Annotated in this window: 27 protein-coding genes; 16 read left to right on the plus strand and 11 right to left on the minus strand. The window is 66.7% G+C overall.

Annotated elements, in window-relative coordinates; genetic code table 11:
• Positions 1 to 31: 31 nt before the first annotated feature.
• Positions 32 to 916, plus strand: a complete 885-nt coding sequence (locus ASE63_RS06850) for a metal-dependent hydrolase (protein WP_056798509.1) — start codon at positions 32 to 34, stop codon at positions 914 to 916.
• Positions 917 to 926: 10 nt separating this feature from the next.
• Positions 927 to 1,745, plus strand: a complete 819-nt coding sequence (locus tag ASE63_RS06855) for a class I SAM-dependent methyltransferase (RefSeq protein WP_082609717.1) — start codon at positions 927 to 929, stop codon at positions 1,743 to 1,745.
• Here the strand turns inward: ASE63_RS06855 and ASE63_RS06860 are convergent, their stop codons facing one another.
• From ASE63_RS06860 to pcaQ, 10 genes are all read right to left on the minus strand, one after another.
• Positions 1,746 to 2,936 (minus strand): hypothetical protein, encoded by a 1,191-nt coding sequence (locus ASE63_RS06860; RefSeq protein ID WP_162261730.1) that lies wholly within the window; start codon positions 2,934 to 2,936, stop codon positions 1,746 to 1,748.
• A 53-nt stretch (positions 2,937 to 2,989) separates the two neighbouring features.
• Entirely contained in the window at positions 2,990 to 3,775 is a 786-nt protein-coding gene (locus tag ASE63_RS06865; protein WP_244491313.1) for an ABC transporter ATP-binding protein, read from the minus strand.
• On the minus strand, positions 3,772 to 5,073 hold the full coding sequence (locus ASE63_RS06870; protein WP_056798519.1) for a hypothetical protein: 1,302 nt from the start codon (positions 5,071 to 5,073) through the stop codon (positions 3,772 to 3,774). The genes ASE63_RS06865 and ASE63_RS06870 overlap by 4 nt, the downstream gene beginning before the upstream one ends.
• A gap of 208 nt (positions 5,074 to 5,281) precedes the next feature.
• Positions 5,282 to 6,052 carry a sterol desaturase family protein gene (locus ASE63_RS06875; RefSeq protein WP_056798522.1) on the minus strand — a complete coding sequence of 257 codons (771 nt, stop codon included), beginning with the start codon at positions 6,050 to 6,052 and terminating at the stop codon, positions 5,282 to 5,284.
• Between the two features lie 146 nt (positions 6,053 to 6,198).
• On the minus strand, positions 6,199 to 6,987 hold the full coding sequence (locus ASE63_RS06880; RefSeq protein ID WP_056798525.1) for a hypothetical protein: 789 nt from the start codon (positions 6,985 to 6,987) through the stop codon (positions 6,199 to 6,201).
• A gap of 19 nt (positions 6,988 to 7,006) precedes the next feature.
• On the minus strand, positions 7,007 to 7,879 hold the full coding sequence (locus tag ASE63_RS06885; protein WP_056798528.1) for an SDR family oxidoreductase: 873 nt from the start codon (positions 7,877 to 7,879) through the stop codon (positions 7,007 to 7,009).
• Between the two features lie 45 nt (positions 7,880 to 7,924).
• Positions 7,925 to 8,773, minus strand: coding sequence for a hypothetical protein (locus ASE63_RS06890; RefSeq protein WP_082609719.1), 849 nt, complete (start codon positions 8,771 to 8,773; stop codon positions 7,925 to 7,927).
• A 16-nt stretch (positions 8,774 to 8,789) separates the two neighbouring features.
• A complete protein-coding gene (locus ASE63_RS06895; RefSeq protein ID WP_244491314.1) occupies positions 8,790 to 10,133 on the minus strand; it encodes a cytochrome P450 in 1,344 nt (447 codons plus the stop codon).
• A 297-nt stretch (positions 10,134 to 10,430) separates the two neighbouring features.
• Complete coding sequence (locus ASE63_RS06900; RefSeq protein WP_056798534.1) at positions 10,431 to 11,474, minus strand: tetratricopeptide repeat protein; 1,044 nt, start codon at positions 11,472 to 11,474, stop codon at positions 10,431 to 10,433.
• A 126-nt stretch (positions 11,475 to 11,600) separates the two neighbouring features.
• Positions 11,601 to 12,527: a pca operon transcription factor PcaQ gene (pcaQ, locus tag ASE63_RS06905; protein WP_056798537.1), complete on the minus strand. Its 927-nt coding sequence runs from the start codon at positions 12,525 to 12,527 to the stop codon at positions 11,601 to 11,603.
• A gap of 138 nt (positions 12,528 to 12,665) precedes the next feature.
• On the opposite strand from pcaQ, the gene pcaC reads away from it, so the two are divergent.
• The 8 genes from pcaC to ASE63_RS06945 all read left to right on the plus strand — a co-directional run bounded on the left by pcaC (position 12,666) and on the right by ASE63_RS06945 (position 18,750).
• Positions 12,666 to 13,076: a 4-carboxymuconolactone decarboxylase gene (pcaC, locus tag ASE63_RS06910; protein WP_280137437.1), complete on the plus strand. Its 411-nt coding sequence runs from the start codon at positions 12,666 to 12,668 to the stop codon at positions 13,074 to 13,076.
• Positions 13,073 to 14,281, plus strand: a complete 1,209-nt coding sequence (gene pcaF, locus ASE63_RS06915) for a 3-oxoadipyl-CoA thiolase (RefSeq protein WP_056798540.1) — start codon at positions 13,073 to 13,075, stop codon at positions 14,279 to 14,281. The genes pcaC and pcaF overlap by 4 nt, the downstream gene beginning before the upstream one ends.
• Positions 14,282 to 14,354: 73 nt before the next feature.
• Positions 14,355 to 15,065 (plus strand): CoA transferase subunit A, encoded by a 711-nt coding sequence (locus ASE63_RS06920; protein WP_056798543.1) that lies wholly within the window; start codon positions 14,355 to 14,357, stop codon positions 15,063 to 15,065.
• The gene (locus ASE63_RS06925) at positions 15,065 to 15,730 is read left to right on the plus strand and encodes a 3-oxoacid CoA-transferase subunit B (RefSeq protein WP_056798546.1); all 666 of its coding nucleotides are present in this window, start codon (positions 15,065 to 15,067) and stop codon (positions 15,728 to 15,730) included. Before ASE63_RS06920 ends, ASE63_RS06925 begins: the two co-directional genes overlap by 1 nt.
• Positions 15,727 to 16,446, plus strand: coding sequence for a protocatechuate 3,4-dioxygenase subunit beta (pcaH, locus tag ASE63_RS06930; protein ID WP_056798550.1), 720 nt, complete (start codon positions 15,727 to 15,729; stop codon positions 16,444 to 16,446). The genes ASE63_RS06925 and pcaH overlap by 4 nt, the downstream gene beginning before the upstream one ends.
• On the plus strand, positions 16,430 to 17,131 hold the full coding sequence (pcaG, locus tag ASE63_RS06935) for a protocatechuate 3,4-dioxygenase subunit alpha (RefSeq protein WP_056798554.1): 702 nt from the start codon (positions 16,430 to 16,432) through the stop codon (positions 17,129 to 17,131). Before pcaH ends, pcaG begins: the two co-directional genes overlap by 17 nt.
• 38 nt (positions 17,132 to 17,169) lie before the next feature.
• Positions 17,170 to 18,270 (plus strand): lyase family protein, encoded by a 1,101-nt coding sequence (locus tag ASE63_RS06940; RefSeq protein ID WP_200962534.1) that lies wholly within the window; start codon positions 17,170 to 17,172, stop codon positions 18,268 to 18,270.
• 36 nt (positions 18,271 to 18,306) lie between these two features.
• Positions 18,307 to 18,750 carry a type II 3-dehydroquinate dehydratase gene (locus tag ASE63_RS06945; protein WP_056798562.1) on the plus strand — a complete coding sequence of 148 codons (444 nt, stop codon included), beginning with the start codon at positions 18,307 to 18,309 and terminating at the stop codon, positions 18,748 to 18,750.
• Between the two features lie 10 nt (positions 18,751 to 18,760).
• Here ASE63_RS06945 and ASE63_RS06950 read toward each other — a convergent pair whose 3' ends face one another.
• Positions 18,761 to 19,432, minus strand: a complete 672-nt coding sequence (locus tag ASE63_RS06950) for a TetR/AcrR family transcriptional regulator (protein WP_056798565.1) — start codon at positions 19,430 to 19,432, stop codon at positions 18,761 to 18,763.
• A 223-nt stretch (positions 19,433 to 19,655) separates the two neighbouring features.
• Here ASE63_RS06950 and ASE63_RS06955 point away from each other — a divergent pair, with 223 nt between their 5' ends.
• The 6 genes from ASE63_RS06955 (at position 19,656) to ASE63_RS06980 (ending at position 25,472) form a co-directional block, all read left to right on the plus strand.
• Positions 19,656 to 20,324, plus strand: coding sequence for an amino acid ABC transporter permease (locus ASE63_RS06955; RefSeq protein WP_056798570.1), 669 nt, complete (start codon positions 19,656 to 19,658; stop codon positions 20,322 to 20,324).
• 7 nt (positions 20,325 to 20,331) lie between these two features.
• On the plus strand, positions 20,332 to 20,973 hold the full coding sequence (locus ASE63_RS06960; protein WP_056798573.1) for an amino acid ABC transporter permease: 642 nt from the start codon (positions 20,332 to 20,334) through the stop codon (positions 20,971 to 20,973).
• 50 nt (positions 20,974 to 21,023) lie between these two features.
• Positions 21,024 to 21,857: a transporter substrate-binding domain-containing protein gene (locus ASE63_RS06965; protein ID WP_056798577.1), complete on the plus strand. Its 834-nt coding sequence runs from the start codon at positions 21,024 to 21,026 to the stop codon at positions 21,855 to 21,857.
• A gap of 69 nt (positions 21,858 to 21,926) precedes the next feature.
• Positions 21,927 to 22,658, plus strand: coding sequence for an amino acid ABC transporter ATP-binding protein (locus ASE63_RS06970; RefSeq protein ID WP_156410234.1), 732 nt, complete (start codon positions 21,927 to 21,929; stop codon positions 22,656 to 22,658).
• A gap of 28 nt (positions 22,659 to 22,686) precedes the next feature.
• Positions 22,687 to 23,565, plus strand: a complete 879-nt coding sequence (locus ASE63_RS06975; protein ID WP_056798583.1) for a shikimate dehydrogenase — start codon at positions 22,687 to 22,689, stop codon at positions 23,563 to 23,565.
• The gene (locus tag ASE63_RS06980) at positions 23,562 to 25,472 is read left to right on the plus strand and encodes a sugar phosphate isomerase/epimerase and 4-hydroxyphenylpyruvate domain-containing protein (RefSeq protein WP_056798586.1); all 1,911 of its coding nucleotides are present in this window, start codon (positions 23,562 to 23,564) and stop codon (positions 25,470 to 25,472) included. The genes ASE63_RS06975 and ASE63_RS06980 overlap by 4 nt, the downstream gene beginning before the upstream one ends.
• The last annotated feature ends 19 nt before the right edge of the window (positions 25,473 to 25,491 follow it).

The following is a 25,491-nucleotide window of genomic DNA, read 5'->3' on the forward strand; positions in this document are numbered from 1 at the left end:
GGCGCATCGAACGGATGAATGGACGAACGACATGGCGGCAAATGGCGGGCAGGCCTCGGCGCATATGGGCAACCCGGATGACATCATCCCGCGCGACCTCCGCTTCGGCATTCTCGAGAACGCGCAGCGGCACTGGCTCGACGACGACATCGTCAAGACGGTGCTGATCGACGGCCTGTCGGTGTTCCTGCCTGAGGGCGAACGCTTCTTCATCCGCTCGCTCAAGCACTACGGCCCGAAGATCGCCGACAAGGAGCTTGCCGCCGAGATCAACGGCTACGCCGTCCAGGAAGCGTTCCATACCCGCGAGCACGAGGAGTACAACCGGGCGATGACGACGCTCGGCTATGACGTCGAGAAGATGGAGAAGCCGATTCGCATGGGCTTCGAGGTCGTCAAGGACCCGCTGCACCGGCTCTCGATCACCTGTGCGATCGAGCACATGACCGCGACGCTCTCGACGCTGACCCTGCGCCATCCGGAATTGCTGGAAAATGGCGCTCCAGCCTATCGCAGGCTCTGGATGTGGCACGCGCTGGAAGAGCTGGAGCACAAATCCGTGGCGCTCGACGTGCTCAAGGCCGCCACGCCCAAGATGTCGCGCTGGCAGCGCTACATGGTGCGCTGCCTCGGCATGAACGCCACGCTTTTCCCCTTCCTCGTCCTGTTCCTGAGAAATGTCCCGATCTACGCCAAGGCGGACGGCGTTAAGACGGGCCTGCGCTTCTGGCTGCGCTTCTTCTGGGTGACGATGGTGGCGCCCGGCTATTGGCGGCGCTGCATGCCCAGCGTGCTGCGCTACTACCTGCCGGGCTTCGACCCGCGCAACAGCGACGACGCCGAGCTGATGCGCAAGGGCCGGGATTGGCTCGCCAACGACATGCCGCCCGGGCGCCCCGCGCCGCCGGCCGTCTGAGCGAACCGCCATGGCGAGCCGCCTGTTTTCCGGCATGCTGGAGGCCATGGATCGCGGCGCCTTTCCGCGCAGCCGGAAATGGCTCTGGCGCCGCCTCTACGACATGCTGGCGCGGTTCTGGCGCGACGACGACTGGCGGTTCATGAACTATGGCTTCCTGCCGGCCGGAGAGCCGTTCCCGCTGAAACCCGAGGACGAGCGCGACCGCGCCTTCATCGGCCTCTACCAGCAGGCGGTGTCGGGCCTCCCCATGGCCGGAGCGCGCCTGCTCGAGGTCGGCTCCGGGCGCGGCGGCGGCGCCCGCTACATCGCGCTCTACCACGCTCCCGCTACGATCACCGGCCTCGACTATTCGCCTGCAACGGTGCGCCTGGCGCGGCGGCTCAACCGCGACGTTTCGGGGCTGTCATTCGAGGCCGGCGATGCCGAGCGACTGCCATTCGCAAATGGCTCGATCGACGTTGTCGTCAACATCGAATCCTCGCATTGCTATGGCGATGTCGCCGCCTTCGCAGCCGAGGTTGCGCGCGTGCTCGCGCCGGGCGGCTGGTTCACCTTCGCCGATATGCGCGGGCGGGAATCCCTCCCGGAGCTCAACCGCCAGCTCGCAGCCTCCGGCCTGCTGTTGCGCCGGGAGAGCGACCTCTCCCCCGGCGTCGTCGCCGCCCTTGATGCCGCAGACCGCCGCAAGCGCGAGCGCATCGAGAAGGCGTGGCTGCTGCGCCGCTTCATGAGCGAATTCGCCGGCATGAAGGGCTCGATCCTCTACAGCGAACTCGCGAGCGGCGGCGTCGTCTATGTCGCGCGCCGTTATCAGAAGCCGGGCTGATCAGCTCTCGCGCGTCGCGGCGTGCTCGCGAATGCCGGCTCCGACGAGCCAGTAGATCAGATACAGCAGCAGCGACCAGCCGAGCACGGTGACGATGTTGACGAGCCGCTTCGGGCGGGTCGACTTGTCGCTCAGATTGGGTTCGACGATCCGTTCCAGGAAGATCTGCTGCCGCCGGGCCTGGACCGTCGCGAGGGTGAGGGACGCGACGGCGGCCGTCAGCCGGCGCGTGGCGAAATCCTGCTGCAGGTTGAGCCGCTCATATTCCGAGACCTTGTCGGCAAGCCCGCTGCCGGCCGAGGAGATGCTGTTCCGCTGGGCCTCGATCTGCTGCCCGAGCGAACTCGCATGGGCATTCAGCGGCCCGAATTGCGGATTGTTCGGCGCGTTCTGGCGCAGTTGCTCGATCTGCGCGAGGGTCGCGGCGAGTTCCGTGTTGAGCTTGCCGATCAGCTCCGACAGCAGCACCGCGTTCTGCTGCGGGTCCAGGATCAGCTCGCGATTCCTGAACTGGGTCAGGGCAACCTGGCTCGCGACCAACGCCTCCTCGCTGCGGCTGACCTCCTCATTGGCGGATTTGATCCCCTCCGATTGCACGCGCTCGTTGGTGCGGTTGACCATCGCTTCCGCCAGATCGAGCAGGGCCCCGGCGATCGCCCTGGCATGAGCGGGGTCGAAGGCCTGGACGGTTATCGTCAGTACGCCCGTTTCCGGGTTGGGCGCGGCGGTCACCATCGTCCGGTAGTAGCGATAGAGCTCCTCTTCGGTCGCTCCGTAGATCAGGGAGGGCCAGCGAGCGATGAAATCCGCCCCGGGCGGGCCGAACATCGCCTTGATCGGCAGCCTCTGCTGCAAAGAGCGCAGCGAGTCGCGCGACAGCACATAGGCCTGCACGATATTGATGTCGTCGGGGCCGCCGCTGATACCCGCCGATTTCAGGAACGAGGCGAAGCCCCCTGTCGAGCCCTGGTCGCTGGCCCGGCGCACCACGATCTGCCCCTCGGAAACATAGCGGTCGGTCGCGATCAGCCCGTAATAGACCAGCGCCAGCAAAGTCGGCAGGGCCACGACCAGCCACGACCAGCCGTAGCGCTTCAGGAACGAGCGACGGCGCGCCCGCAGATGGCCGAGGCGGACGTCGGACGCCTCGAGCACGGCGCGGTCGGTCTGTGCGGAGATCATGTGAGCCATGGCATCACCATTCATCGACTATGGTTTGCGACACAACCCGGCCCTCATCGCGGTCAGAGCGACTGGTAGATCTCGGTGGCGAAGCGGACATCATGGAAGACGCGCCCGCGCCCCTGCTTCAGCACCAAGGCCGCCGTGCAATGCTCGCGGACGAAGTCCTCGTCGTGAATGGCGACGATCATCGCGCAATGCTTGCGGCGCACGAACAGCTCGTCCTGGCAGCGCTGCTGGAAGCGCCGGTCGCCGACGGCGAGGACCTCGTCGATCAGGATGCAGTCGAAATCGATCGCAAAGGACAGCGCGAAAGCGAGGCGGGCGCGCATCCCGGTCGAATAGAAGCGCATCGGCATGTGGATCTGGCGCCCGATATCCGCGAAGGCCTGGACGTAGTCGAACTTCTCCTCGAAAGGCGCGCCATAGATGCGCATGAGGAAGCGGGCATAATCGTAGCCCGTCATCTCACCCTGCACCGCGCCGTCGATCGCGATCGGCCAGGACATGCTGAGCCCGCGATGGATATGACCGGCCGTCGGCAGCTCCAGGCCGCAGAGCAGGCTGATCAGCGTCGATTTTCCGGCACCGTTGCGGCCCAGGATGGCGAGGCGCTCGCCCATACGGACCTCGAAAGAAATCGAATCGATCACGCGCCGCGGCCCGATCTCCGTATCGAAATCCTTCACGATCTCATCGGCGATGATCGCCTCGTCAATGCGCAGCGACCGGGCGTCATCCTCGGGCGCGCCCGCCTCCTGAGGACGGCCACGCCAACGCTCGGCGATCCGCCGCAGCCCCGCCGGCACGCGGTCCATTGCCGAACGGCGGGCGAGCACGCCGCTCATCGGCCGTGATGCGCCCGCGAGTCGCGCATCACGAAGCGCAGCACGCACCAGGCGCAGAACGACAGGCCGAGCACGCCCAGCACCATCAGCGTGCGCCTCGGCTCGGTGCTGTAGTCGGACAGTGTCGGGCCCGAGATGCGCTCGATAAAGGCGTGCTGACGCGCCGCGGCGGCGCGTGCCGATTCGAGCTGGTCGAGGGAGGCGGTATAGATCCGGTCTGCGAAGCCACTCTGCAGGCTGAGTTGCGCGTATTCGGCCAGGATCGGCGAGATCGATCCGTCCGGCCCCGTCAGCTTCCGCTGCTGCGTGGCGATCTGCTCCTCGATCGAGGCGATCTGGTTTCGCAGAACCGAGGCCTGCTGGTTCGCCGGAGTGTTCCTGAGCAGGTTGGAGAGCTGTGCCTTCAACTCCACGCTCTTGGCGAGGAGCTGCGCGATCGCCTCGATGACGACCCCGCTCATCTTGACCGGATCGACCATCCGCTCGCGCAGGCGGAACGCCGTGAGCTTCTCCTGCGCCTCGACGACTTGCACGCGCGCGGTATCGACCTGCGCCTGCGCGGTCCGAATCGCGTCCTGCCGGGCACGCAGGTCCATGCGGTTGACCAGCGCCTCGGCATGGGTAATCAGCGCTTCGCCAAGCGCCTTTGCATCCTCCGGCCGGAAGGCCTCGGCCGACAGCTTGATGACGCCGGTGGTCGCATCGTAGGACACCGAAACCTTGTCCTCGTAATAGCGGTAGAGGGCGTAATTGGTGTCGCCGCGGATCACGCCCGGATAGCCGGAGAAGCGGTCCGTTTCGGGGCGGGCGAAAAGCTTGCGCAGATCCAGCGCCTGATCGACGGCGGCCATGCCATCATGCGAGGCGATAAAGGTCGCGACCGCCTGGGCGTCGCGGTCGCCGCCGACCGAAAGGCCGCCCGCAACCGCGGCACCACCCTGCGACGCGATCATCGCCGAAACGCCGGATGTGTCGGCCGACCCGACGCTGCGCAGGACGATCTCGCTTTGCGACACGAACCGGTCCGCCGCGATCAGGCCGTAATAGATCACCGCGACCAATGTCGGCAGGCCCACCAGCAACAGCGCCCCGAACCAGCGGTCGAGATCGAACCAGCGCCGGTGGCGCAGCCCCACGGAGTCGTAGACGTCGTGGCCGCCGGCCGAACGGCGCAGCTCGGTAAGTGGGGCGAAGCTGCTCGGCGCGGTAGGCGCCGAGCGCAGGGCCGGCGGCATTCCCTCCCGGCGGCTGCCGGGCAGCAGGCGGCGCAGCCGGCGGGGGCTCAGGACATCGCGCATCGAAATCTCGCCATGGCACGGATTTCCATCGCGGATTCAGCACCTTCTGCCATCATAGCAAACCCGTCTTGCATCTTTCGTCCGGATCGCGCAATCCATTTTGGCAGCCCGCAACCCGCCTCGTGCCGCGGCATGATGCGGCAGTCGCGAGCCCTAACGGCGCGGACGTCAGGAGCATCGCGTCGTCGGGCTCGTGCTTCCGCCGCCGTCACGACCGCTCCGGGCCTGGCCGGCCTTCCACGACCGCCTCTCCTCCCGGCTCGAAGCCTTCGAGGGTCGCGTCGTATCGGGGATGCAGGGTGCCCATCCAGCGATCCCAGAGCGAGAAGCTGTGGCCGTAGTTGAAACGGAAATGGCCGTGGTGCTGGTCGTGGAACACCGTACTCGCCAGCGGCCAGGGCGTGCGCCCGGCAGGTGACGCGAAATGCTCGTGACCGGCATGGCCGAGCATGCCGCTGATCTGATCATAGACCTTCTGCACCACCAGCATCTGCCACGGGATCGGCAGCACGAAGACGATAAGGGCATAATAGGCCTGGTTGAGGAGCGCCTCGACGAAGCTCTCGTGATGGTTGCTCCACACGGTCGGCGCGACGCTCTTATGATGCAGGGCATGGAAACGATAGAACGGTTTCCAGTGCAGCAGCCGGTGCACCCAGTAGAACCAGGCATCGTAGAGCACCACGGAGACGAGGAGCATCAGCGGCCCCGACCACCACGACAATGCAAGCGGAGCGATCGTCCAGCCATTGCCCTGGGCGAAGAGCCCGAAGGCGAAGCAGGCCGACAGGGTCAGGATCGAGACCGGCGCCTGCTTGAGTTCGGCCCATTTGCGCTTGTTCACGCGGTGCTTCTGGATGCGCCGCTCGGGATGGCGCGCATTCATCACCTCGAAGAACAGGCCTGTCAGCAACATGACCGCGAGCACCGCGGCCACGACCATGACGAACAGAATGAGGAACTCGGTGAATAGCGTCACGGTCGAATCCCGATTCTGCCGCAGTCTGCCTTGCCTGTACGGAAGCTAGCCTCGCGGGCGCGGGGCCGCCAGCCCTTCGGTGACGGAATGCCCGCCCACGTCGGAGCCGATGGCGCCTTCGCATCGCTGTCCGGAGGATCGCGACATCAGACGCGGAAAAGCCTTCGCAGCGTGCTGATGCTCTGACGCAGTTCCCCCGACGGCCGGAAGGAACGATTCGCCTGCATCTGCGCAATTTTCAGAGCCGCTTCCGTTTCGAATTCATAGGCGCTGTACAGCGCCTTGAAACGCTCGAGGAAGAGCGTCTGGTCGCGATTGTCCATCTCGGTGTAGCGCAATGCCTTGCCCTTGCTGAACTGGCCGATCGTCGTCTTGCTGCCGAAGGTTCCGACCACTGCCTCGGCATCGACCTCGGCGCCGATCTGGGCCGCGATGCTGCGCACGACCGCGGCGCTGTCGAAGCAGATGTCGTTGTAGTTGAACACCGCGACGCCCGGCGTGCCCGCCCAGTTCAGGAAGCAGGCGATCTGGAGATCCAGCGCATGCAGCGTGTCCGCCACGGTTACGAATTCGGAGAATCGACTGCTGCGCCACCGTCTGGAACGGGTCCCGTGATCCAGCATCGACAGGGCGATTTCGCGGGGGTCGCGTATCGAGGCGCTGCCCATGACGCGCCCCGAAGCCACGAGCTGCGCGAGATCCCGCGGCGGCGTCCCATGCGTCTTGAGGACGATATCCTGCCCGCCGATCGCTGTCTCGATCTCGTCGAGCAGCTCGGTCTCGATGAAGTTGAAATAGTTCTCGACCGAATCGATCGGCCGGAAAGGATGCCCGAGTCTTGCGACCTTCCGGCCCGCGGTCCGGAAGGTCTCCTCGGTCAGCTGGTAGAGAAAGGTGCTGGCCGACTTCGTGACCCCGTAGGATATGTAGATCATCGCCTGTTTCCCAGGATGGTCAGCGGCTTGCCCGCGGCCGATCGCGGGGGCCCGGCCCTGACGACGCTTGCCCGGCCCGGGACCCTTGCGTCGTAAAGCGCCTGAGCAACCGCCGCTGCCACCAGGCGAAGACCGGCCCGTAGAGGCTGTTGAACCAGGCCAGCAGTGAAACCAGCATGGAGGGTGCCAGGATGAAGCGGCCGGCCTCCGCCTGGCGAAGGATGCGCCGGGCCACCTCGGCCGCCGTCATGCTCCCCCCCTGTTCCGAGACCAGGCGCGTGACGAGGGGGCGGTTCTGCCGCTCGCGCTCCAGCTGCGGTGTCTCGGTATCGGGCGGGAAGGCGATGCCGACCGCGATACCCTGCGGCTCCAGCTCCAGCCGCAGGATCTCCGCCAGGGCCCGCAGCGCAAACTTGCCCGGCGCATAGGCGCTATAGCCGACGATGCCGAGAAAGGCCGCAGCCGACGAAATCAGCGTGATCCGCCCGCGGGCTTCCTGCAGCGCGGGAACCGCCGCTCGCACCAGATGGAGCGTCCCGAAATAGTTCGTCGTCATCTGCGTACGATGGATGGCGAGATCGAGATCGAGGAACATGCCGGGCTCGGCGGTCCCCGCCGAGGTGATCAACCAGTCGATGCGGCCGTGCCGGCGAAAGACCTCGTCGATGGCGGCTTGGCAGGCGATCGGATCGTCGACATCGACGGACGCGATGTCGACCGCGCCCGCAGCACTGCCTGCGAGCTCGGCCTCGACGGCGCGAAGCCGGGTCATGTCGCGGGCGAGCAGCACCACGCGATAGCCGCGCTCCAGCAGGTAGCGGGCGCAGGCCAGGCCGATTCCGCTAGAACCTCCCGATATGACGGCGACCTTCGCCGCTGCGGCGCTCGGCATCAGCGCTCCTCCGGGCGCAACGACACCGGCAGCGCCGGCATTGGATCAATCGATCGGCGCAAGGGAATCGTCCAGGTAATACCACTGGTCCAGATGCTTCAGGACGATCGGCTCGATCAGGTCGTTCAGCAGGGCGACATCGGCAAGCGGGTCACCGTCTCCCGGCGGAAGGGTGTAGGGCGGCAGGAAGCGCACGCGAAACCGCGCGCCGCCGACGCGTTCGCAATATCCCAGCACGATCTGGGCACCCGTGCGCCGGGCTAGCTTTGCAGCGACGGCCAGATTGCCCTTGAGATGCGGCGGGCGCCCGAAGAGAGGCGCCATCATCCGGCCGTCTCGCACCTCGTCGGGGAAAATCGCGACGGTGCCGTTGTTCCTGAGCAGAGAGAGCGCATGCCGCGCGCCATTGCGGTCCGGCGCCAGCACCTTCACGCCGAATTCTTTCCGTGTCTTGTCCGCGATCTCGCGATGCAGCGGGTCGCCGGGCACCTCGGAGATCGAGGCGATCGGGACGCCGATCACCTGCAGCGCCGATGCGACCACCTCCCAGTTTCCGACATGCAGGCAAAGCGCGATCGTCGGCATCTGCCCGACCCTCGCTCCCGCCTCCTCGACGCCTAGCATCTCGATCCGGCCCGTTTCCGCGAAGCGATGCGAGATCGCGAACTCCGCCATCAGCCGGCCGATATTGTCGGCGAAGCGCCAGACCATCCGCTCCAGCTCCGCATCCGGAGCGGCCGGCAGGTGCCGCCTGAGGTTCGAGCGGGCCTTCTCGGCGACATCGGGAGTAACGAACCTGATCTTCAGCCTGGCGAGCTGCCCGCCGAGGGCCGACGCCGGCCCGACGGGCAGGCGGCGCATCAGCCGGTGTAGGATTCGTTCCCAGGAGACCATGCCTGCCGCTTCCGCCTTAGCTCTGACGACCGGAAGAGCGCCGCAGCACGCGCGCCGGCAGGCCGCCGCCGGGCCGCAGCGTCAGGCGGCAGACAGGCTCGACCCTGTAGCCCGCACGCGGAACGACATCGAAGCGCTGGGCCAGTATCGCGAGGCACAGCGTGGCCTCGTCGAGGCCGAAATTCATACCCGGGCAGATCCGTGGGCCGACGGTGAAGGGGATGAAGGCGAAGGGATCGATCCGGCTGCCGTCGAGGAAGCGCTCGGGCAGGAAATGGTTCGGCCGGTCCCAGAGATCGCTCGCCCGATGCAGCAGCCAGGGCGCGATCATCACCAGCGCCGCCTTCTCGACCCTGACGCTGCCAATCATGTCGGCTTCCAGCGCTTGCCGCGGCAGCAGCGGCACGGGCGGATAGAGACGTAGCGTCTCTTGGATGACGGCGCGGCACCAGCGCAGCCGCGGCAGATCCGCCAGCGTCGGCGCACGCCCGCCGCAGACCTCCGCGAGCTCGTCATGAACCTTCCGCTGCACCCAGGGCGCATTGGCCAGGAGATACCAGACCCAGCTCAGCGTCGTCGCGGTCGTCTCGTGCCCCGCCATGAAGATCGTCGCCGCTTCGTTGCGGAGCGCGGTAACGTCCAAGGGGGCTCCGCCGCTGCGCTGGTTGCGGCGGATCAGCAGGTCGACCATCGAGCCCGCATCGCCCTCGCCGGCAAGGTGGGCGTTGATGACGTTCTCAACCACCTCATGGACCATCGCGATGGCCCGGCGCCTGCCCTTGCCCCCAAAGGCCCGCCAACCCTCGTCCGCCCCGAGGAAATAGCCGAGATTGAAGGAATCGGCATGGCGCTGAAAGGAGCTGAAGCCGTCGATGACCTGTTGTGCCGCCTCCCGCGCAATGCTCTTGCCGAAGACCGCGCGGGAGATGATCGCAGCCGTGAGGCGCCCCATCTCCTCGGTCAGCTCGACCTCGGCCCCGCCCGGCAGACGCTCCCATTCCTCGGCGAGGGCGCCTGCGGCATCCTCCATCGTCTGGCCGAATTCCGGCAGGCGGCGCTTATGGACGATATCCGCCACGAGCGGCCGGCGCCTCTTCCAGGTCTCGCCGTCGCTGATGAACAGCCCGTCGCCGAGCAGCGCCTCGAGCGCCCGCCGCATCTGGGGGCTCTTTCGCTCAAAATTGGCGTGCCGGGTGACGAGGACGTATTTGACGTGTTCGGGCGTGTTGACGAAGACGATCTGCCGGCGCGCGATGCGGAAACTGTCGATCCCCGCGCGGTAGTACTTTGACGTCCAACCGCCGATCAGATTGTGGCGCGCGCCCAGCACGATCTGAAGGATGTTGGGGTCCTGCTTCAACGGCTCCGGATGGCACGGAACGAACTCGTCGGCGCCGCGACGCTCGATGATCGGCGCCGGCCGGTAAAGCCATGAGCCGATCCTGTTCCGGAACCCGGCCTGTTTCGGGCCGCCTGCCGATTGAGGCTCATCGGGGGAGCCGGTTCTGAAAAAGCGGTCGACCATGAAAGCCTGGCAGTGACGAAGCCGATGCTCGAAAGCACGCGACCTCACGTTAAGACACGATGCGCGGCCGATCCGCAAGGAGAAGCGACACCGCTCCGGCGGCCGATTGCCCCGGGCCGCAAGACCTGTCGTTCAGGCGGCAGAGGGGCGAAACAGCAAGCGCAGGCGCCCGGCGCCGCACAACAGGCCGAGCTGAAGCGTCATCGTCGCGACGCGCCGCCTTGCCTCCCGCGTCATGGGCTTGGCGGACAAGGCGCGCAGCGTCTGCAAAGCTCCTTCATAGTCCCCGGCGGCTCGCTGCGCCTGGGCAAAGCGCAGTTGGATCGCCCCGATCTCCGGGGCGAGTTCCGCCGATCGGCGATGCGCCGCAAGCGCCTCGTCATGCCTGCCCATCTTCGAAAGCAGATGACCGAGATTGTGCCACCCGATCTCGCCGTCGGGAGCGATCTCGGCGGCTTTGCGCGCAAGCGCGAGGGCGAGTTCATTCCGTTGCGACGCAAGTGCGGCCTGGGAAAGATACATCAGGTAATGCGGCGAACGCTTGCGCCTCGCCCTCGAGCGAGCGGCGATGCTCGCGATGTCGCTCGCGTCGTTCACGACGGCCAGCACGAGTTCCGAGAGAAGCCCGCATTCCGCCAGATAGGACGCAACGGCATGTCCCGCGTGAGGCAGCTTCAGCAGCTGCACCTCCATTTCGCCGGCGATGGACTCCGCATGCAGTCGTTCGGGGAGCATCGCGGGGTCATAGGCGATGATGGCAGGCACGCTCGCCGGAAGCGGGCCGGAAAGCTCCGGCAGCCATTTCTCGCGCGCATGCCGGGGCCAACGCCGTTCGAAAGGGACCTTGCGCGGGTCGCGGCTGTACTGGGGAGACAAGGCCAGGGCAGCGGAAGCACCGACATGATCGGCGAAGCGCAGCGCCGCATAGCCCCCCATGCTCGAGCCATAGGTGACGACACGGCGATAGCCTTGGACCGCTTGCCGAATCGCGACGACCGCCTCGCGCCAATCCGGCTCGTGAAACCAGCTGTTGCGCCCGTTCACGACATGGACGGCGGCGATGCCCTGCTGGCCAAAGAACGTCTCGCCGAACGCAAGGCGGTCGAGATCGGGCGTATCGGCAAAGGAATCGAAGGTCACGATGCAGGCGGCGCTCGCCCGATGCGCAACCTTCACCAGGAGATGCCGTGATCGATATACGACGGTCAGCAATGCCTGCCCCAGCGACGCGCGCCACTCTCGCCTACGCCTTGTCTGCGGACAAGGTGCTTCTCGACCGCCGCGATCATCGCAGGACCATGCTCAGCCCGCCCCGCCCGGCCGATAGGGCGCAGACGCTGCCCGCAGCGCCTGCGCGACGACGGCAAGCGATGGATCGGCATCGATCTCACCGGCCCGGGTCGTGATGCCGACCGGTCCCTGGGTGTCGCGCATGTCGACATCCAGGAGGTTGAGGAGGCCGAGCGAAAGGTCTTCGGCCACGACGCCTGTCGAGATGATCCAGATCGCGTCGGATATCCGCACATAGCGGCGCCCGAACGCCATCGACACCGTCTCGATCTGGTCGCGTATCTCGGCGACGCCCTTGGCGGTGAGGAAGGCATCGACGGTCGGGCGGATCACCGAGCGCGGCGGCGGCATCAGCACCGTGAAATCGGACAAGCGCCGCGGGTCGAAGGCTCCGTCCATGGCGGGGTGGTCCGGTCGCACGACGAAGGCCAGCGGCTCCGAATAGAGCTGCTCGAAGGACAGCCCGATCATGGGCTCCGGCCCGGCGAAGCGGCCGACGACGAGATCGAGTTCGCCGCCCCGCAGCTGGCCGAGCAGGACGTGGTTGTCTCCGGTCACGATGCGCAGGACCGGTTTGAACTCCAGGGATTTCAACAGCATCATCGCCTCGGGCATGGTCCGGGCGGAGGCCGTCGGCAGGACGCCGATCCGCAGCACCGGCCGGCTCTCGCCCAAGCGGACGCTGGCGATCCCGCGGCGCAGGGCGGACATGCTGGCCTCGGCATGCCGCAGGAACACCTCGCCCGCCGCCGAAAGCACGAGGCTGCGCGCGCTGCGGTCGAAGAGGCGTACGCCCAGCACCTCCTCGAGTTCCCGCAGCGTCTTCGAGACGGCTGGCTGGGTCACGGCCAGCACGTTCGCCGCGGCTGCGACGCTGCCGAGCTGCACCACCTCCAGAAAAGCGGCCAGATGCCGGAGACGGATGCGCGAATCGATCATCGCATAACCTATAACTCATATATGCATGACAAATCCTCAATTGGCATAACTTCCAGCCGCATTTATAGCGATGGCGAAAAGGTGCCGCCCTCGGCCGTCATCGGCGAGGTCGAGACACTGCTTTCGAGGGAGAAGCCAGTGCCCGACCACAGCGAACGATACCGCACCGGCATGGCCACGAGACGGGCCGTGCTCGGCGACGCCCATGTCGACCGCGCCTCCGGCCGCATGACCGCCTTCGACGCGCCGTTTCAGGAATTCATCACCGAGGGCGCCTGGGGCACCGTCTGGTCGCGGCCCGAGCTGACACCGCGCGAGCGCTCGATGATCACCATCGCCTTGCTGGCGGCGCTGGGCCATGATGAGGAGGTCGCGATGCATGTCCGCGCGACCGCCAATACCGGTGCCACCGAAAGCGATATCCGCGAAGCGCTGCTGCATGTCGCCGTCTATGCCGGCGTGCCGGCGGCGAACCGGGCCTACAAGATCTGCAAGGAGGCTTTTTCGAAGATGGCTGCACCGACGACCGGCAGCGGGGAGCACTCATGAGCGAGGCCTTCATCTGCGACTATGTCCGCACCCCGATCGGCCGCTTCGGCGGCTCGCTCTCCTCGGTGCGGACGGACGACCTCGGCGCGGTGCCGCTGAAGGCGCTGTTGGAGCGCCATGCCGGGCTAGACTGGGCCGCGGTGGACGAGGTGATCTTCGGCTGTGCCAACCAGGCCGGCGAGGACAACCGCAACGTCGCACGCATGTCCCTGCTGCTGGCGGGCCTGCCGGTCACGGTTCCCGGCACGACCATCAACCGCCTGTGCGGGTCCGGCATGGATGCGGTGATCGCCGCCGCCCGCGCGATCAAGGCCGGCGAGGCCGATCTCGTGATCGCCGGCGGCGTCGAGAGCATGAGCCGCGCGCCCTTCGTCATGCCGAAGGCCGAGAGCGCCTTCTCGCGCCAGGCCGAGATCTTCGACACGACTATCGGCTGGCGCTTCGTCAATCCTCTGATGAAGCAGCAATACGGCATCGATTCGATGCCCGAGACGGGCGAAAACGTCGCCGCGGACTACAAGGTCTCGCGTGCCGACCAGGACGCCTTCGCACTCCGCTCGCAGCTCAAGGCCGTGGCCGCGCAGGAGAACGACCGGCTGGCGAAGGAGATCGCCCCAGTCACGATCCCGAGCCGCAAGGGCGATCCCATCCGCGTCGAGGCCGACGAACATCCGCGCGGCGACACCACGTTGGAGAAGCTGGCGAAGCTCGGCACGCCCTTCCGCAAGGAGGGCGGCACCGTCACCGCCGGCAACGCCTCGGGCGTCAATGACGGCGCAGCTGCGCTGATCGTCGCTTCGGAGGCTGCGATCCGGAAGCATGGCCTGACCCCGCTCGCCCGCGTCGTCGCCGGTGCCACCGCCGGCGTCGAGCCGCGCATCATGGGCATCGGCCCTGTTCCGGCGACGCAGAAGCTCTGCGCGCGGATCGGCGTGAAGCCGACCGATTTCGACATCGTCGAGCTCAACGAGGCCTTCGCCTCGCAGGGCATCGCCGTGCTGCGCGAACTCGGCATCCTCGAGGACGCCGCCCATGTGAATCCCAATGGCGGCGCCATCGCCCTCGGCCACCCGCTTGGCATGTCCGGGGCGCGCATCGCCGGGACGGCTGCGCTGGAGCTTTCGCTGACGGGCAAGCGCCGGGCCCTGGCGACGATGTGCATCGGCGTCGGCCAGGGCATCGCCATTGCGCTCGAAAGGGCGTGATCAGAGAATAATCCGAAGAGACGCTTCGCCCTCGGCGAAGAAGATCTCGCGCAAGACTAAGGTGGGAAGACTGATGGGCGAAAAAATCTATGACGGCCCGAAAGCCGCGCTCGACGGGCTGCTCTTCGACGGCATGACCATCATGTCCGGCGGCTTCGGGCTGTCGGGCAATCCGGAGAGCCTGATCCCCGAGATCCGCGATTCCGGCGTGAAGAACCTCACGGTGATCTCCAACAATGCCGGCGCCGACGGTTTTGGCCTGTGGATGCTGCTCCAAACCCGGCAGATCAGGAAGATGATCGCTTCCTATGTGGGCGAGAACAAGTTGTTCGAGCAGCAATACCTCGCCGGCGAGCTGGAACTCGAGCTCAACCCGCAGGGCACCTTGGCCGAGCGCATCCGCGCCGGCGGCGCCGGCATCCCGGCCTTCTACACCCGCACCGGCGTCGGCACCGTCGTCGCCGAGGGCAAGCCGGTCGAGGAGTTCGAGGGCCAGTCTTACGTCCGCGAGACCTGGCTGAGGGCAGACCTTGCCGTCGTCAAGGCCTGGAAGGCCGATACCGCCGGCAACCTCACCTATCGAAAGACCGCGCGCAACTTCAATCCGAACATGGCGACCGCCGGCAAGGTGACCGTGGCCGAGGTCGAGGAAATCGTGCCGGCAGGCACCCTCGACCCCGAGGCGATCCATACGCCTGGCATCTATGTCGACCGCGTCATCCTGAGCACGATCAACGAGAAGCGCATCGAGAAGCTCACCGAGCGCAAGAGGGAGACGGCATAATGGCCTGGACCCGCGAAGAGATGGCCGCCCGCGCCGCCCGCGAGCTGAAGGACGGCTACTACGTCAATCTCGGCATCGGCATCCCGACGCTGGTGGCGAACTACATTCCGGACGGCGTGAACGTTACGCTGCAGTCCGAGAACGGCCTGCTCGGCATCGGACCATTCCCCTATGAGGGCGAGGCCGACCCCGACCTGATCAACGCCGGCAAGCAGACGGTCACGCTGCTGCCGAGCTCCAGCTTTTTCTCCTCCGCCGACAGCTTCGCGATGATCCGCGGCGGCCATATCGATCTCGCCATCCTCGGCGCGATGGAAGTGGCGGCGAACGGCGACATCGCCAACTGGACCATTCCCGGCAAGATGGTGAAGGGCATGGGCGGCGCGATGGATCTCGTCGCCGGCGTCAAGAAGATCATCGTCGTGATGGACCACGCCAACAAGGCCGGCGAGTCGAAAGTGCTGGAGCGCTGCACCCTGCCGCTGACCGGTGCCGGCGTGGTCGACCTGATCGTCTCCGATCTCTGCGTCATGGCTTGCGACAAGGCTAATGGCGGCGGGCTTACGCTGATCGAACTCGCCCCCGGCGTCACGCTCGACGAGGTCAAGGCCAAGACTGCAGCCTCATTCGCCGTCGCCCGGGAGCTTCGGGAACGCGCGGCATGAACCTCATCCTGCCCTATTCCCGGGAGGATGCGGGGTCGCCGCCCTCACTGGCGCCGGATTATCGCTCGACGGTCCTGCGCAGTCCGCGCCAGCCGGCGTTGATCGTGCCGCAGACGCTGACGGAGACGACCGGCCCGAGCGACACCTGGCAGAGGCTGATGGGCGCGGCCATGGCTGACCTGACGGCGCAGCACAAGGCCGAGCCGCAGGGCCAGCGCATCGTCGTGACCGGGCGCGTGCTCGACGAGCAGGGCCGGCCGGTGCCGAACACCGTCGTCGAGATCTGGCAGGCCAACGCGGCCGGCCGCTACATCCACGCGAAGGACGACTGGCCGGCCCCGCTCGACCCGAACTTCACCGGGGCGGGACGCGTCTTCACCGATGAAGAGGGGCGCTATCGCTATGTCACGATCCGCCCCGGCGCCTATCCGTGGGGCAACCACAAGAACGCCTGGCGGCCCGCCCATATCCATCTCTCGCTGCTCGGCCCAGCCTTCGCGACGCGGTTGATCACGCAGATGTATTTCCCCGACGACCCGCTGATCGAGATCGACCCGATCGCGAACGCCGTGCCCATGCCCTATCGCCAGCGCATGGTCGCGCGCTTCGACATCGGCACCACCGTGCCGAACTGGGCGCTCGGCTATAATTTCGACATCGTTCTGCGTGGCCGCGACCAGACGCCCTTCGAGGACGATCATGACGACGACCACTGACCTCGAGACGCGCAATCCAGCGCCGCGGCAGGACAATCGCGATCCCGCCCTCTTCGGCCAGACGCCCTCGCAGACGGTCGGCCCCTATTTCCATTACGGCCTGCCCTGGAAAGGCGGCGCCGATCTCGTCGGCCGATCCGAGATGGGCGCCCGCCCCGACCTGATGCCGCCTGAGCACTACCTGCTTGGCGCCTCCAACCAGAGCGGCACGCCGCAGGGCGAGGTGATCTTCGTCGCGGGCTGCGTCTATGACGGGAACGGCGCGCCGATCCCCGATGCGATGATCGAGATCTGGCAAGCCAATGCGGCCGGCCGCTATGCCAGCGCCGACGACGGGCGCGATGACGTCGCCATCGATCCGCATTTCACCGGCTTCGGCCGCGCCTCGACCGATGCAGACGGCGTCTACCGCTTCCGCACGATCCGGCCCGGCCGCGTGCCCGGGCCGGGCAACACGCTGCAGGCGCCGCATCTGGCGGTCTCGGTTTTCGGTCGCGGCCTGCTCAAGCGCCTGCCGACCCGGCTCTATTTCGCCGATGGCGAGGGCAACGAGACCGACCCAATCCTCAACCTGGTCCCCCCGGAGCGACGCGACACGCTGATCGCACAGCGCAAGCCGGACGGGACATGGTGGCTCGACATCGTCCTGCAGGGCGAGAACGAGACCGTGTTCTTCGACCTGTGAGCCATCTGCTCAGAACCCGCCCGGCCACGACGCCGGCCATGCTGGCGGTCTTCGACGATGCCGCGACGCTGCGCCATGCGCTCGCCTTCGAGGCGCAACTCGCCGCTGCGCAGGCAGCGGAAGGCGTAATCGACGCCGCCGACGCCCAGGCGGTTGCCGCCGGTTGCGCCGTTTTCGCCATCAACCCGGCCGTGCTCGCCGACGAGGCGGCGCTGGCGGGAACGCTCGCCATCCCGCTGGTCAAGCGGCTGCGGGCAGGCCTGTCAGGAACGGCTTCAGCAAGCCTGCACAAGGGCGCAACCAGCCAGGATGTCGCCGACACCGTGCTGGCCTGCCAGATTCGAGAGGCCTACGCCCTGCTGAAGGCCGATCTCGACCGGGTCGCACCGGCTCTCGACCAGTTGGCCGAGCGTCATGCCGCGACGCCCTCGATCGGCCGCACCTTGCTCCAGGATGCCCTGCCGATCGGCTTTGGCCTGCGGATCGCCCAGTGGCGGACGGGAATCGTCAAGGCGGGCGAACGGCTCGACCGCGAGGTGACGGACGCTGCCCGCATCCAGCTGGGCGGCGCCGCCGGCACGCGGGCCGGGCTCTCGGGCAAGGGCTCTGCCGTCGCTGCGCGCATGGCCGAGGTGCTGGGCCTCGCCGCCGGGCCGCCTTGGCATGCGAACCGCGGCAGCATCGCCGCTGTCGCCACCGCGCTCGCGATCCTGATCGGCGCGCTCGGCAAGATGGCGCGCGATGTATCGCTGCTGGCACAGAACACGGTCGGCGAGGCGCGCGAGCCGGCGGTTCCGGGGCGCGGTGGTTCCTCCGCGATGGCGCATAAGCGCAACCCGACCGGCTGCCAGGTCGCGCTGTCGGCTGTATTGCGCGCGCCCGGGCTGGTCGCAGGCATCCTCTCCGGCCTGCCGGCTGAAGAGGAGCGTGGCCTCGGCGGCTGGCAAGCGGAGGGGCCCGCGCTGGCCGAGCTCTTCCTGCTCGCGGCCGGCAGCCTCGATGCGATGGCGAGCGTCGCGGAAGGGCTCGAGATCGACGAGGCCGCGATTGCCCGCAACCTCGCGACGGCCGGCATCGGCGACGACATCGGCGAAAGCGCGGCCATCGTCGCCGAGCTCGCCGCCCGCAACCGCGTTTAGCGGCCCTGACGACGGGCGCCGCCGGAGACCGAGCCCATGAGCAACCTGATTTTCGTCCTGAACGGGCCCAACCTCAATCTTCTCGGCCAGCGTGAGCCGGCGATCTACGGCACGACGACGCTCGACGCGATTCGCGAACGCTGCATAGAGAAGGCCGCATCCCTCGGCTTCGAGGTCGATTTCCGGCAATCGAACTATGAGGGTGCGCTGATCGAGAGCGTGCACGAGGCGCGGCTCGCCGCCTGCGGCATCATCATCAACCCGGCCGGCTACAGCTTCACCTCGGTCGCGCTGCTCGACGCGCTCAAGATGTTCGACGGCCCGAAGATCGAGCTGCACATTTCGAACATTCACGCGCGGGAGAGCATCTACCAGCACTCCCTGATGTCGCGGACGGCGACCGGGGTGATGGCCGGCTTCGGCGCTGCCGGATACGGGCTGGCGATCGAAGCGATGGTGCGGCTGGTCAAGCGAAGCTGATCCGCCGCCATCAGCGGCAGATCATCCGCAGCACGGTCTCGATCGCGCTGTCCCGACGGCGGATACGCGCCTCCGGCGCTGCCATATCGTGGCCGAAGACCTGCCTGATGCTTGCCTGGTTGGAGACGTTGTAGAAGCTCAGCGCGCTGATCGTCAGGTGGATGTCGATCGGGTCGAGCCCCTCGCGGAACACGCCCGCGGCCAGCCCGCGCTCGTAGATCTCGCGGATCATGTCGATGGCCGAGAGATTGAGCTCGCCGATCTTCGACGAACTCTCCAGATGGCGGGCATGATGGATGTTCTCGACCATCACGAGTCGCACGAAATCCGGATTGTCGGCGTGATAGTCGAAGGTGAAGCCGGCGAGTCTCGCGATGGCCTCTCGCGGCGGCAGGCCGGCCAGATCGAGGCTGCGTTCGAAATTGCGGATGCGCGCATAGGCTTCCTCGAGGACGGCGCGATACAGCCCCTCCTTGTCGCCGAAGTAATAGTAGATCATCCGCTTGCTGGTCGCGGTGCGCGCCGCGATCTCGTCGACCCGCGCCCCGCTCAGCCCCTTCTCGACGAACTCCTCCCGCGCGACCGCGAGGATGCCGCGGCGCACGCCTTCGGGATCCTGGGTCCAGCTCGATGATTTGCGGGCGACGGGCGGCGGCGCGGGCGGGCGTGCAATCTGATTCATCTCGGCATTTCCGCATTCGCAGCCGGCTGATGGCAACCGGTCTCAAATAAACCGGACGGTACAATCGACTTGACCAATTGAACCATCCAGTACATTTTAGCATCGAACGGCGATGACGCAATCGGCATCGCTCGCTCCGGCGTCGGCCCCCGCAAAGAGGTGGCACAGCCGCGGAGGACAACGGATCGACCCATCCAGAAGGTCGGCCGTCCAGGGAGCCGGCATGAATTACAAGCTCGACTTCACGCCCGTAATCGATGGGCTGTCCGATCTGCTGATGGGCTGCCTCGGCACCTTTGTCCTGGCGCTCGGCGGCATGGCGCTGGCCATCGTCATCGGCATCGGCGGCGTGATCCTGCGCGACTCGCGCTTCGCTCCGGCGCGCTGGCTGGTGAAGGCTTTCGTCGAACTGATCCGCAACACGCCCTTCCTGGTCCAGATCTTCTTCATCTATTTCGCGCTGCCTCTCGCGGGCCTGAGGCTCGACCCGACGCCCACAGCCATCATCGCACTCGGCATCAATGGCGGCGCCTATGCCATCGAGATCATCCGCGGCGGCGTGCAGTCGATCAGCAGGGGGCAGATCGAGGCCGGCCTCGCGCTCGGCCTGCACAAGGCCCAGGTCTTCCGGCTGATCGTGCTGAAGCCGGCGCTGCGCGCGATCTTCCCCTCGCTGACGAGCCAGTTCGTGCTGCTGACGCTGACGACCAGCATCGCATCGGCGATCTCGGCCTATGAGCTGACCTCGGTGGCGCAGCGCATCGAGTCGGACAGTTTCCGCTCCTTCGAGGTCTACGGCACGATCACGCTGTTCTACCTCGTGATCTCCTGGGTGATGATGCGCTTCTTCGCGCTGATCTCGGCCCGCTACTTCAGCTACCCGGTGAAGTGAGGGCGCGATGGGCTGGAACGAATTCGCCTTCCTTCTCACCGGCCTGAAATGGACGGTCGCCCTCTCGGCGGTCGGCTTCGTCTTCGGCGGCATGTCCGGGCTCGGGATAGCTCTGCTGCGCACTTCCGGCATCGCGCTGCTCGAGCGCGTCACCTCGGGCTACATCGCGCTCTTCCAGGGCACGCCACTGCTGATGCAGCTCTTCGTCGTCTATTACGGCCTTGCTCTGGTCGGGCTGAAGCTCGATGCCTGGATCGCGGTGGCGATAGGCTTCACGCTGCATGCCAGCGCCTATCTCGGCGAGATCTGGCGCGGATCGATCGAGGCCGTGCCGAAGGGCCAGACCGAGGCGGCGAAGGCGCTGAGCCTCGGCTACGCCTCGCGGATGAAGGACGTCATCCTGCCCCAGGCGATCCGCATCTCGCTCCCGGCGACGATCGGCTTCCTCGTCCAGTTGATCAAGGGCACCTCGCTTGCCGCCATCGTCGGCTTCACCGAGCTGACGCGCGCCGGCAACATTGTCTCCAACCAGATCTTCCAGCCGCTGCTCGTCTTCGGGATCGTCGGCATCCTCTACTTCCTGCTCTGCTGGCCGCTCTCGCTCTACGGCTCGCATCTGGAGCGGCGCATGGCCATCGCTTCGCGCTGAGCACCCATCACCACCTAGACCAACCAAAAAACCTCAAGGGAGAGAGAGATATGACCAAGCTGAAATCAACCCGCCGCAGCCTTCTGATCGCGGGCGCTGCAGCACTGGCGCTGCCGGCGCTTCTTGGCACGGCGGCACAGGCGATCACGCCAGCCGAGATCAAGGCCAAGGGCAAGCTCGTCGTCGGCATCCAGGGCGACAACCCGCCCTGGGGCTTCGTGACCAGCGGCGGAAAGCAGGACGGGCTCGACGCCGATATCGCCACGCTCTTCGCCAAGGAGCTCGGCGTGCCGGTCGAGTTCGTGCCGCTCGAGGTCAACAACCGCATTCCGGCGCTGACGACCGGCCGCGTCGACGTGCTGTTCGCGACCATGGCGATGCTGCCCGAGCGCGCCAAGGCGGTGCAGTTCTCCAAGCCCTATGTCGCCAACACCATCGTCTTCATTGGGCCCAAGAAGGACAAGATCACCACCAACGAGGATATGGGCCGGTACACGATCGGCGTCGCAAGGGGTGCGGCCCAGGATACGCAGGTGACCAAGAACGCGCCCGCGAACACGACGATCCGCCGCTATGACGGCGATGCGCCCTCGATCCAGGCGCTTGTCTCCGGCCAAGTCCAGGCGATCGGCGGCAACATCTTCTACATGCAGCGCATCGAGCAGGGCCGGCCGGGCGAATTCGAGAACAAGCTTGAATTCCAGAACCTCTACAACGGCGCCTGCACCCGCCTCGGCGAGAAGGAAATCAACGCCGCGATCAACACCTTCATCGACAAGATCAAGGGCAATGGCGAGCTGCAGAAGGTCTACGACAAGTGGATGAAGGTGCCGGTGCACAAGTTCCCCGACAGCCTGGAAGGCATCACCTTCACCGCCAGCTGACAAAAGCACGGGTCGGAAAGCAGGGCCATGAACGCATCTGCCGCACAGCAGTCCGCACAGACGGCCGCCATGATCGCCATGAGCCATGTCGATAAATGGTATGGCGACTTTCAGGCCCTGACCGACATCAATCTCTCGGTCCGCACAGGCGAGCGCATCGTCCTGTGCGGACCGTCCGGCTCGGGCAAGTCGACCCTGATCCGCTGCATCAACCATCTCGAAGCCTATCAGAAGGGCGAGATCCGTGTCGGCGGCACCTTGCTGGGCGACGACACCAGGACGATCGACGCGGTCCGCCGCGAGGTCGGGATGGTTTTTCAGAACTTCAACCTCTTCCCGCACATGACCGTGCTGGAGAACTGCATGCTGGCCCCGATGCGCTCGCTGCGCGCGAGCAAGGCCGATGCCGAGGCGACGGCGAGGCTCCTCCTCGCCCGCGTCAAGATTGCGGAACAGGCCGAGAAATATCCGGCCCAGCTCTCGGGCGGGCAGCAGCAGCGCGTCGCGATCGCCCGCGCGCTCTGCATGCAGCCCAAGGTCATGCTGTTCGACGAGCCGACCTCCGCCCTCGACCCGGAAATGGTCAAGGAGGTTCTCGACACCATGATCGCCCTCGCCGAGGAGGGCATGACCATGATCTGCGTCACCCATGAGATGGGCTTCGCGCGCCAGGTCGCCGACCGGGTCATCTTCATGGCGGACGGCGCGATCGTGGAGGAGGCGCCGCCGGCCGCCTTCTTCACCAATCCCCGCCATGAACGCACCCGAAAGTTCCTCGGTGAAATCCTCCCCAAGCATTGAACATCCGGTGGCAGGAAGGCGCGTCGCCATGACCGGCGGTCCAACCATCAGCGGCACGAACATCACCGGAACGACCAGGCTCATCGCGCATCTCGGCTATCCGACCGAATCCTTCATGGCCCCCCTGATCTACAACCCCTATTTCGCCGGGCGCGGCATCGATGCCGTCGTGGTGCCGATGGGCTGCAAGGCGGGCGACTATCCCGATTTCCTGAGGTTGCTCTTCAGGCTCTCCAACATCCATGGCGCGCTGATCACCATGCCGCACAAGGTGACGACGGTCGCGCTGCTCGACGAGGTCTCGACCACGGCGCAGGTCGCCGGCTCCTGCAATGCCGTTCGCCTTGATGCTGCCGGCAGGCTCGTCGGCGACATGTTCGATGGCGAGGGTTTCGTGCGCGGAGTTCTGCGCAAGGGCCGGATCGTCGCCGGCGCGCAGGTGCTCGTCGTCGGCTCCGGCGGCGTCGGCTCGGCGATCGCCGCCTCCTTCGCCAAGGCGGGTGCGGCGCGCCTGGCCCTGTACGACGCCTCGCCCGCGACGATGCTCGGCCTCGCCGAGCGGCTGCGCCGTCACTATCCGCAGCTTGTCGTCGAGACCGGCTCGGCCGATCCGCTCGGCTTCGACATCGTCGTCAACGCGACGCCTCTCGGCATGAAGCCGGGCGATGAACTGCCCGTCGATGTCGCGCGCATCGCACCTTCGGCCTTCGTCGGCGAGGTCGTGATGAAGCAGGAAACGACGCCGTTTCTCGCCGCCGCCCGCGCCCGCGGTTGCGCCTACCAGATCGGCACGGACATGCTGTTCGAGCAGATTCCGGCCTATCTTGAGTTCTTCGGCTTTCCTTCCGCCACGGCCGACGAACTCCGCGCGGTCGCGCAGGTCAGCTATCAGGAGACGCAAGGATGATCCCTTCGATCGCAACCGTCTGCGTCTCCGGCACGCTCCATGAGAAGCTTGAGGCCATCGCCGCCGCTGGCTTCCGTGCGGTCGAGATCTTCGAGAACGACCTTCTCGCCTTTCCCGGCTCGCCCACGGATGTCCGCCGCATCTGCGCCGATCTCGGCCTAACCATCGTCACCTGCCAGCCCTTCCGCGATTTCGAGGGCATGCCGGACGAGAGGCGCGCCCGCACCTTCGACCGGGCCGAGCGCAAGTTCGACCTGCTGCAGGAGCTCGGCACCGATCTGCTCTTCGTCTGCTCCTCGGTCTCGCCGGAGGCGCTGAGCGGCATCGACCGTCTCGCCGCCGACTTCGCCGAACTGGGCGAGCGCGCGGCCAGGCGCGGCCTGCGCGTCGGCTACGAGGCGCTGGCCTGGGGCCGGCATGTCTACGACTATCGCGACGCATGGGAGATCGTGCGCCGCGCCAATCACCCGCAGGTCGGCATCATCCTCGACAGCTTCCACATCATGTCGCGCGGGCTCGATCTTTCGACCATCGGCACGATCCCGCGGGACCGGATCTTCATGGTGCAGATGGCCGACGCGCCGCTGCTGCAGATGGACCACCTGTCCTGGAGCCGGCACTGGCGCTGCCTGCCGGGGCAGGGCGAATTCGCACTCGCCGATTTCATGAAGCCCCTGATCGCGACCGGCTTCGACGGCTATCTCTCGCTCGAAATCTTCAACGACCGCTTCCGGGCCGGCTCGGCCCGTTCGGTCGCGCTCGACGGCCACCGCTCGCTGCTCTGGCTGCTCGACGAAAGCGCACGCCGCATCGGCAAGGCGGTGCCGGGCGCTCCGGCCATGCCGCCGCCAGCGCCGGTCGAGGCCGTCGGGTTCATCGAATTCGCCGTCGACGAGACGGAGCACGCCGCCTTCGGAAACCTGCTGCGGGCGCTCGGCTTCGTACGATCCGGCGCGCATCGCTCCAAGGACGTCGACCTCTGGGGCCAGGGCGACATCCGCATCGTCCTGAACAGTGACAAGGACGGTTTCGCCCAGAGCTACCAGATCACCCACGGCGCCTCGGTCTGCGCCATCGCGCTGCGCGTGCCGGATGCGCACGCCGCGACCGCGCGCGCCACCGCGCTGCTCGACGTGCCCCATTCCGGCGCGGTCGGTCCGGGCGAGCTCGATATCCCGGCTGTGCGGGGCGTCGGCGGTAGCCTGGTCTATTTCCTCGACGGCGGGGCCGCGCTCGGGCGCTGGGCCGAGGTCGATTTCGTACCGACCGGCGAAAGCGGGACAGGCGCCGGCCTCGTCGCGGTCGATCACGTCTCGCAGACCATGCAATACGAGGAGATGCTGACCTGGCTGCTGTTCTACACCTCGCTGTTCGACGCTGCGAAGACGCCGAGCCAGGCGGTGGTCGATCCCGGTGGCATCGTGCAGAGCCAGGTCGTCGAGAGCGGCCTCGGCGACCAGCCCGCACAGGGCCTCCGCCTCGTCCTCAACGGCTCGCAGAGCCACCGCACCATGTCGGCCCGCTTCGTCACCGACTTCTTCGGCTCCGGCGTGCAGCACATCGCGCTTGCGACGCGGGACATCCGCGCGACCGTCGCGCGGCTCGTCGCCAATGGCGTCGCGATGCTGCCGATCCCGGAAAATTACTATGACGACCTGGAAGCCCGCACAGACCTCGCCCCCGGCGAGATCGACGAACTGAAGCGCCTCGGCATCCTCTACGACCAGGATGCGCATGGCAGTTTCTGGCAGGCCTATACGGCGACGCTCGACGGTGGCTTCTTCTTCGAATTCGTCCAGCGCGATGGCTATCGCGGCTATGGCGCGGCCAATGCCGGCATTCGGCTGACCGCCCAAGCACGCCTCGCCCGGCCGATCACCATGCCCGCCGGGCTGCCCGACAGGTAGCGAGCCCTCGCCCGGTTGC

Source organism: Allobosea sp. Root381 (genome assembly GCF_001429395.1).
In the GTDB taxonomy this organism is placed as follows: Bacteria; Pseudomonadota; Alphaproteobacteria; order Rhizobiales; family Beijerinckiaceae; genus Allobosea.

What these genes read in the sequence shown, in the direction of transcription:
- ASE63_RS06850 (WP_056798509.1), top strand. Translation starts at nt 32, where the DNA reads ATGGCGGCAAATGGCGGGCAGGCCTCGGCGCATATGGGCAACCCGGAT.
- ASE63_RS06855 (WP_082609717.1), top strand. Translation starts at nt 927, where the DNA reads ATGGCGAGCCGCCTGTTTTCCGGCATGCTGGAGGCCATGGATCGCGGC.
- ASE63_RS06860 (WP_162261730.1), bottom strand. Translation starts at nt 2,936, where the DNA reads ATGGCTCACATGATCTCCGCACAGACCGACCGCGCCGTGCTCGAGGCG.
- ASE63_RS06865 (WP_244491313.1), bottom strand. Translation starts at nt 3,775, where the DNA reads ATGAGCGGCGTGCTCGCCCGCCGTTCGGCAATGGACCGCGTGCCGGCG.
- ASE63_RS06870 (WP_056798519.1), bottom strand. Translation starts at nt 5,073, where the DNA reads ATGCGCGATGTCCTGAGCCCCCGCCGGCTGCGCCGCCTGCTGCCCGGC.
- ASE63_RS06880 (WP_056798525.1), bottom strand. Translation starts at nt 6,987, where the DNA reads ATGATCTACATATCCTACGGGGTCACGAAGTCGGCCAGCACCTTTCTC.
- ASE63_RS06885 (WP_056798528.1), bottom strand. Translation starts at nt 7,879, where the DNA reads ATGCCGAGCGCCGCAGCGGCGAAGGTCGCCGTCATATCGGGAGGTTCT.
- ASE63_RS06890 (WP_082609719.1), bottom strand. Translation starts at nt 8,773, where the DNA reads ATGGTCTCCTGGGAACGAATCCTACACCGGCTGATGCGCCGCCTGCCC.
- pcaQ (WP_056798537.1), bottom strand. Translation starts at nt 12,527, where the DNA reads ATGATCGATTCGCGCATCCGTCTCCGGCATCTGGCCGCTTTTCTGGAG.
- pcaF (WP_056798540.1), top strand. Translation starts at nt 13,073, where the DNA reads ATGAGCGAGGCCTTCATCTGCGACTATGTCCGCACCCCGATCGGCCGC.
- ASE63_RS06920 (WP_056798543.1), top strand. Translation starts at nt 14,355, where the DNA reads ATGGGCGAAAAAATCTATGACGGCCCGAAAGCCGCGCTCGACGGGCTG.
- ASE63_RS06925 (WP_056798546.1), top strand. Translation starts at nt 15,065, where the DNA reads ATGGCCTGGACCCGCGAAGAGATGGCCGCCCGCGCCGCCCGCGAGCTG.
- pcaH (WP_056798550.1), top strand. Translation starts at nt 15,727, where the DNA reads ATGAACCTCATCCTGCCCTATTCCCGGGAGGATGCGGGGTCGCCGCCC.
- pcaG (WP_056798554.1), top strand. Translation starts at nt 16,430, where the DNA reads ATGACGACGACCACTGACCTCGAGACGCGCAATCCAGCGCCGCGGCAG.
- ASE63_RS06940 (WP_200962534.1), top strand. Translation starts at nt 17,170, where the DNA reads ATGCTGGCGGTCTTCGACGATGCCGCGACGCTGCGCCATGCGCTCGCC.
- ASE63_RS06945 (WP_056798562.1), top strand. Translation starts at nt 18,307, where the DNA reads ATGAGCAACCTGATTTTCGTCCTGAACGGGCCCAACCTCAATCTTCTC.
- ASE63_RS06950 (WP_056798565.1), bottom strand. Translation starts at nt 19,432, where the DNA reads ATGAATCAGATTGCACGCCCGCCCGCGCCGCCGCCCGTCGCCCGCAAA.
- ASE63_RS06955 (WP_056798570.1), top strand. Translation starts at nt 19,656, where the DNA reads ATGAATTACAAGCTCGACTTCACGCCCGTAATCGATGGGCTGTCCGAT.
- ASE63_RS06960 (WP_056798573.1), top strand. Translation starts at nt 20,332, where the DNA reads ATGGGCTGGAACGAATTCGCCTTCCTTCTCACCGGCCTGAAATGGACG.
- ASE63_RS06965 (WP_056798577.1), top strand. Translation starts at nt 21,024, where the DNA reads ATGACCAAGCTGAAATCAACCCGCCGCAGCCTTCTGATCGCGGGCGCT.
- ASE63_RS06970 (WP_156410234.1), top strand. Translation starts at nt 21,927, where the DNA reads ATGATCGCCATGAGCCATGTCGATAAATGGTATGGCGACTTTCAGGCC.
- ASE63_RS06975 (WP_056798583.1), top strand. Translation starts at nt 22,687, where the DNA reads ATGACCGGCGGTCCAACCATCAGCGGCACGAACATCACCGGAACGACC.
- ASE63_RS06980 (WP_056798586.1), top strand. Translation starts at nt 23,562, where the DNA reads ATGATCCCTTCGATCGCAACCGTCTGCGTCTCCGGCACGCTCCATGAG.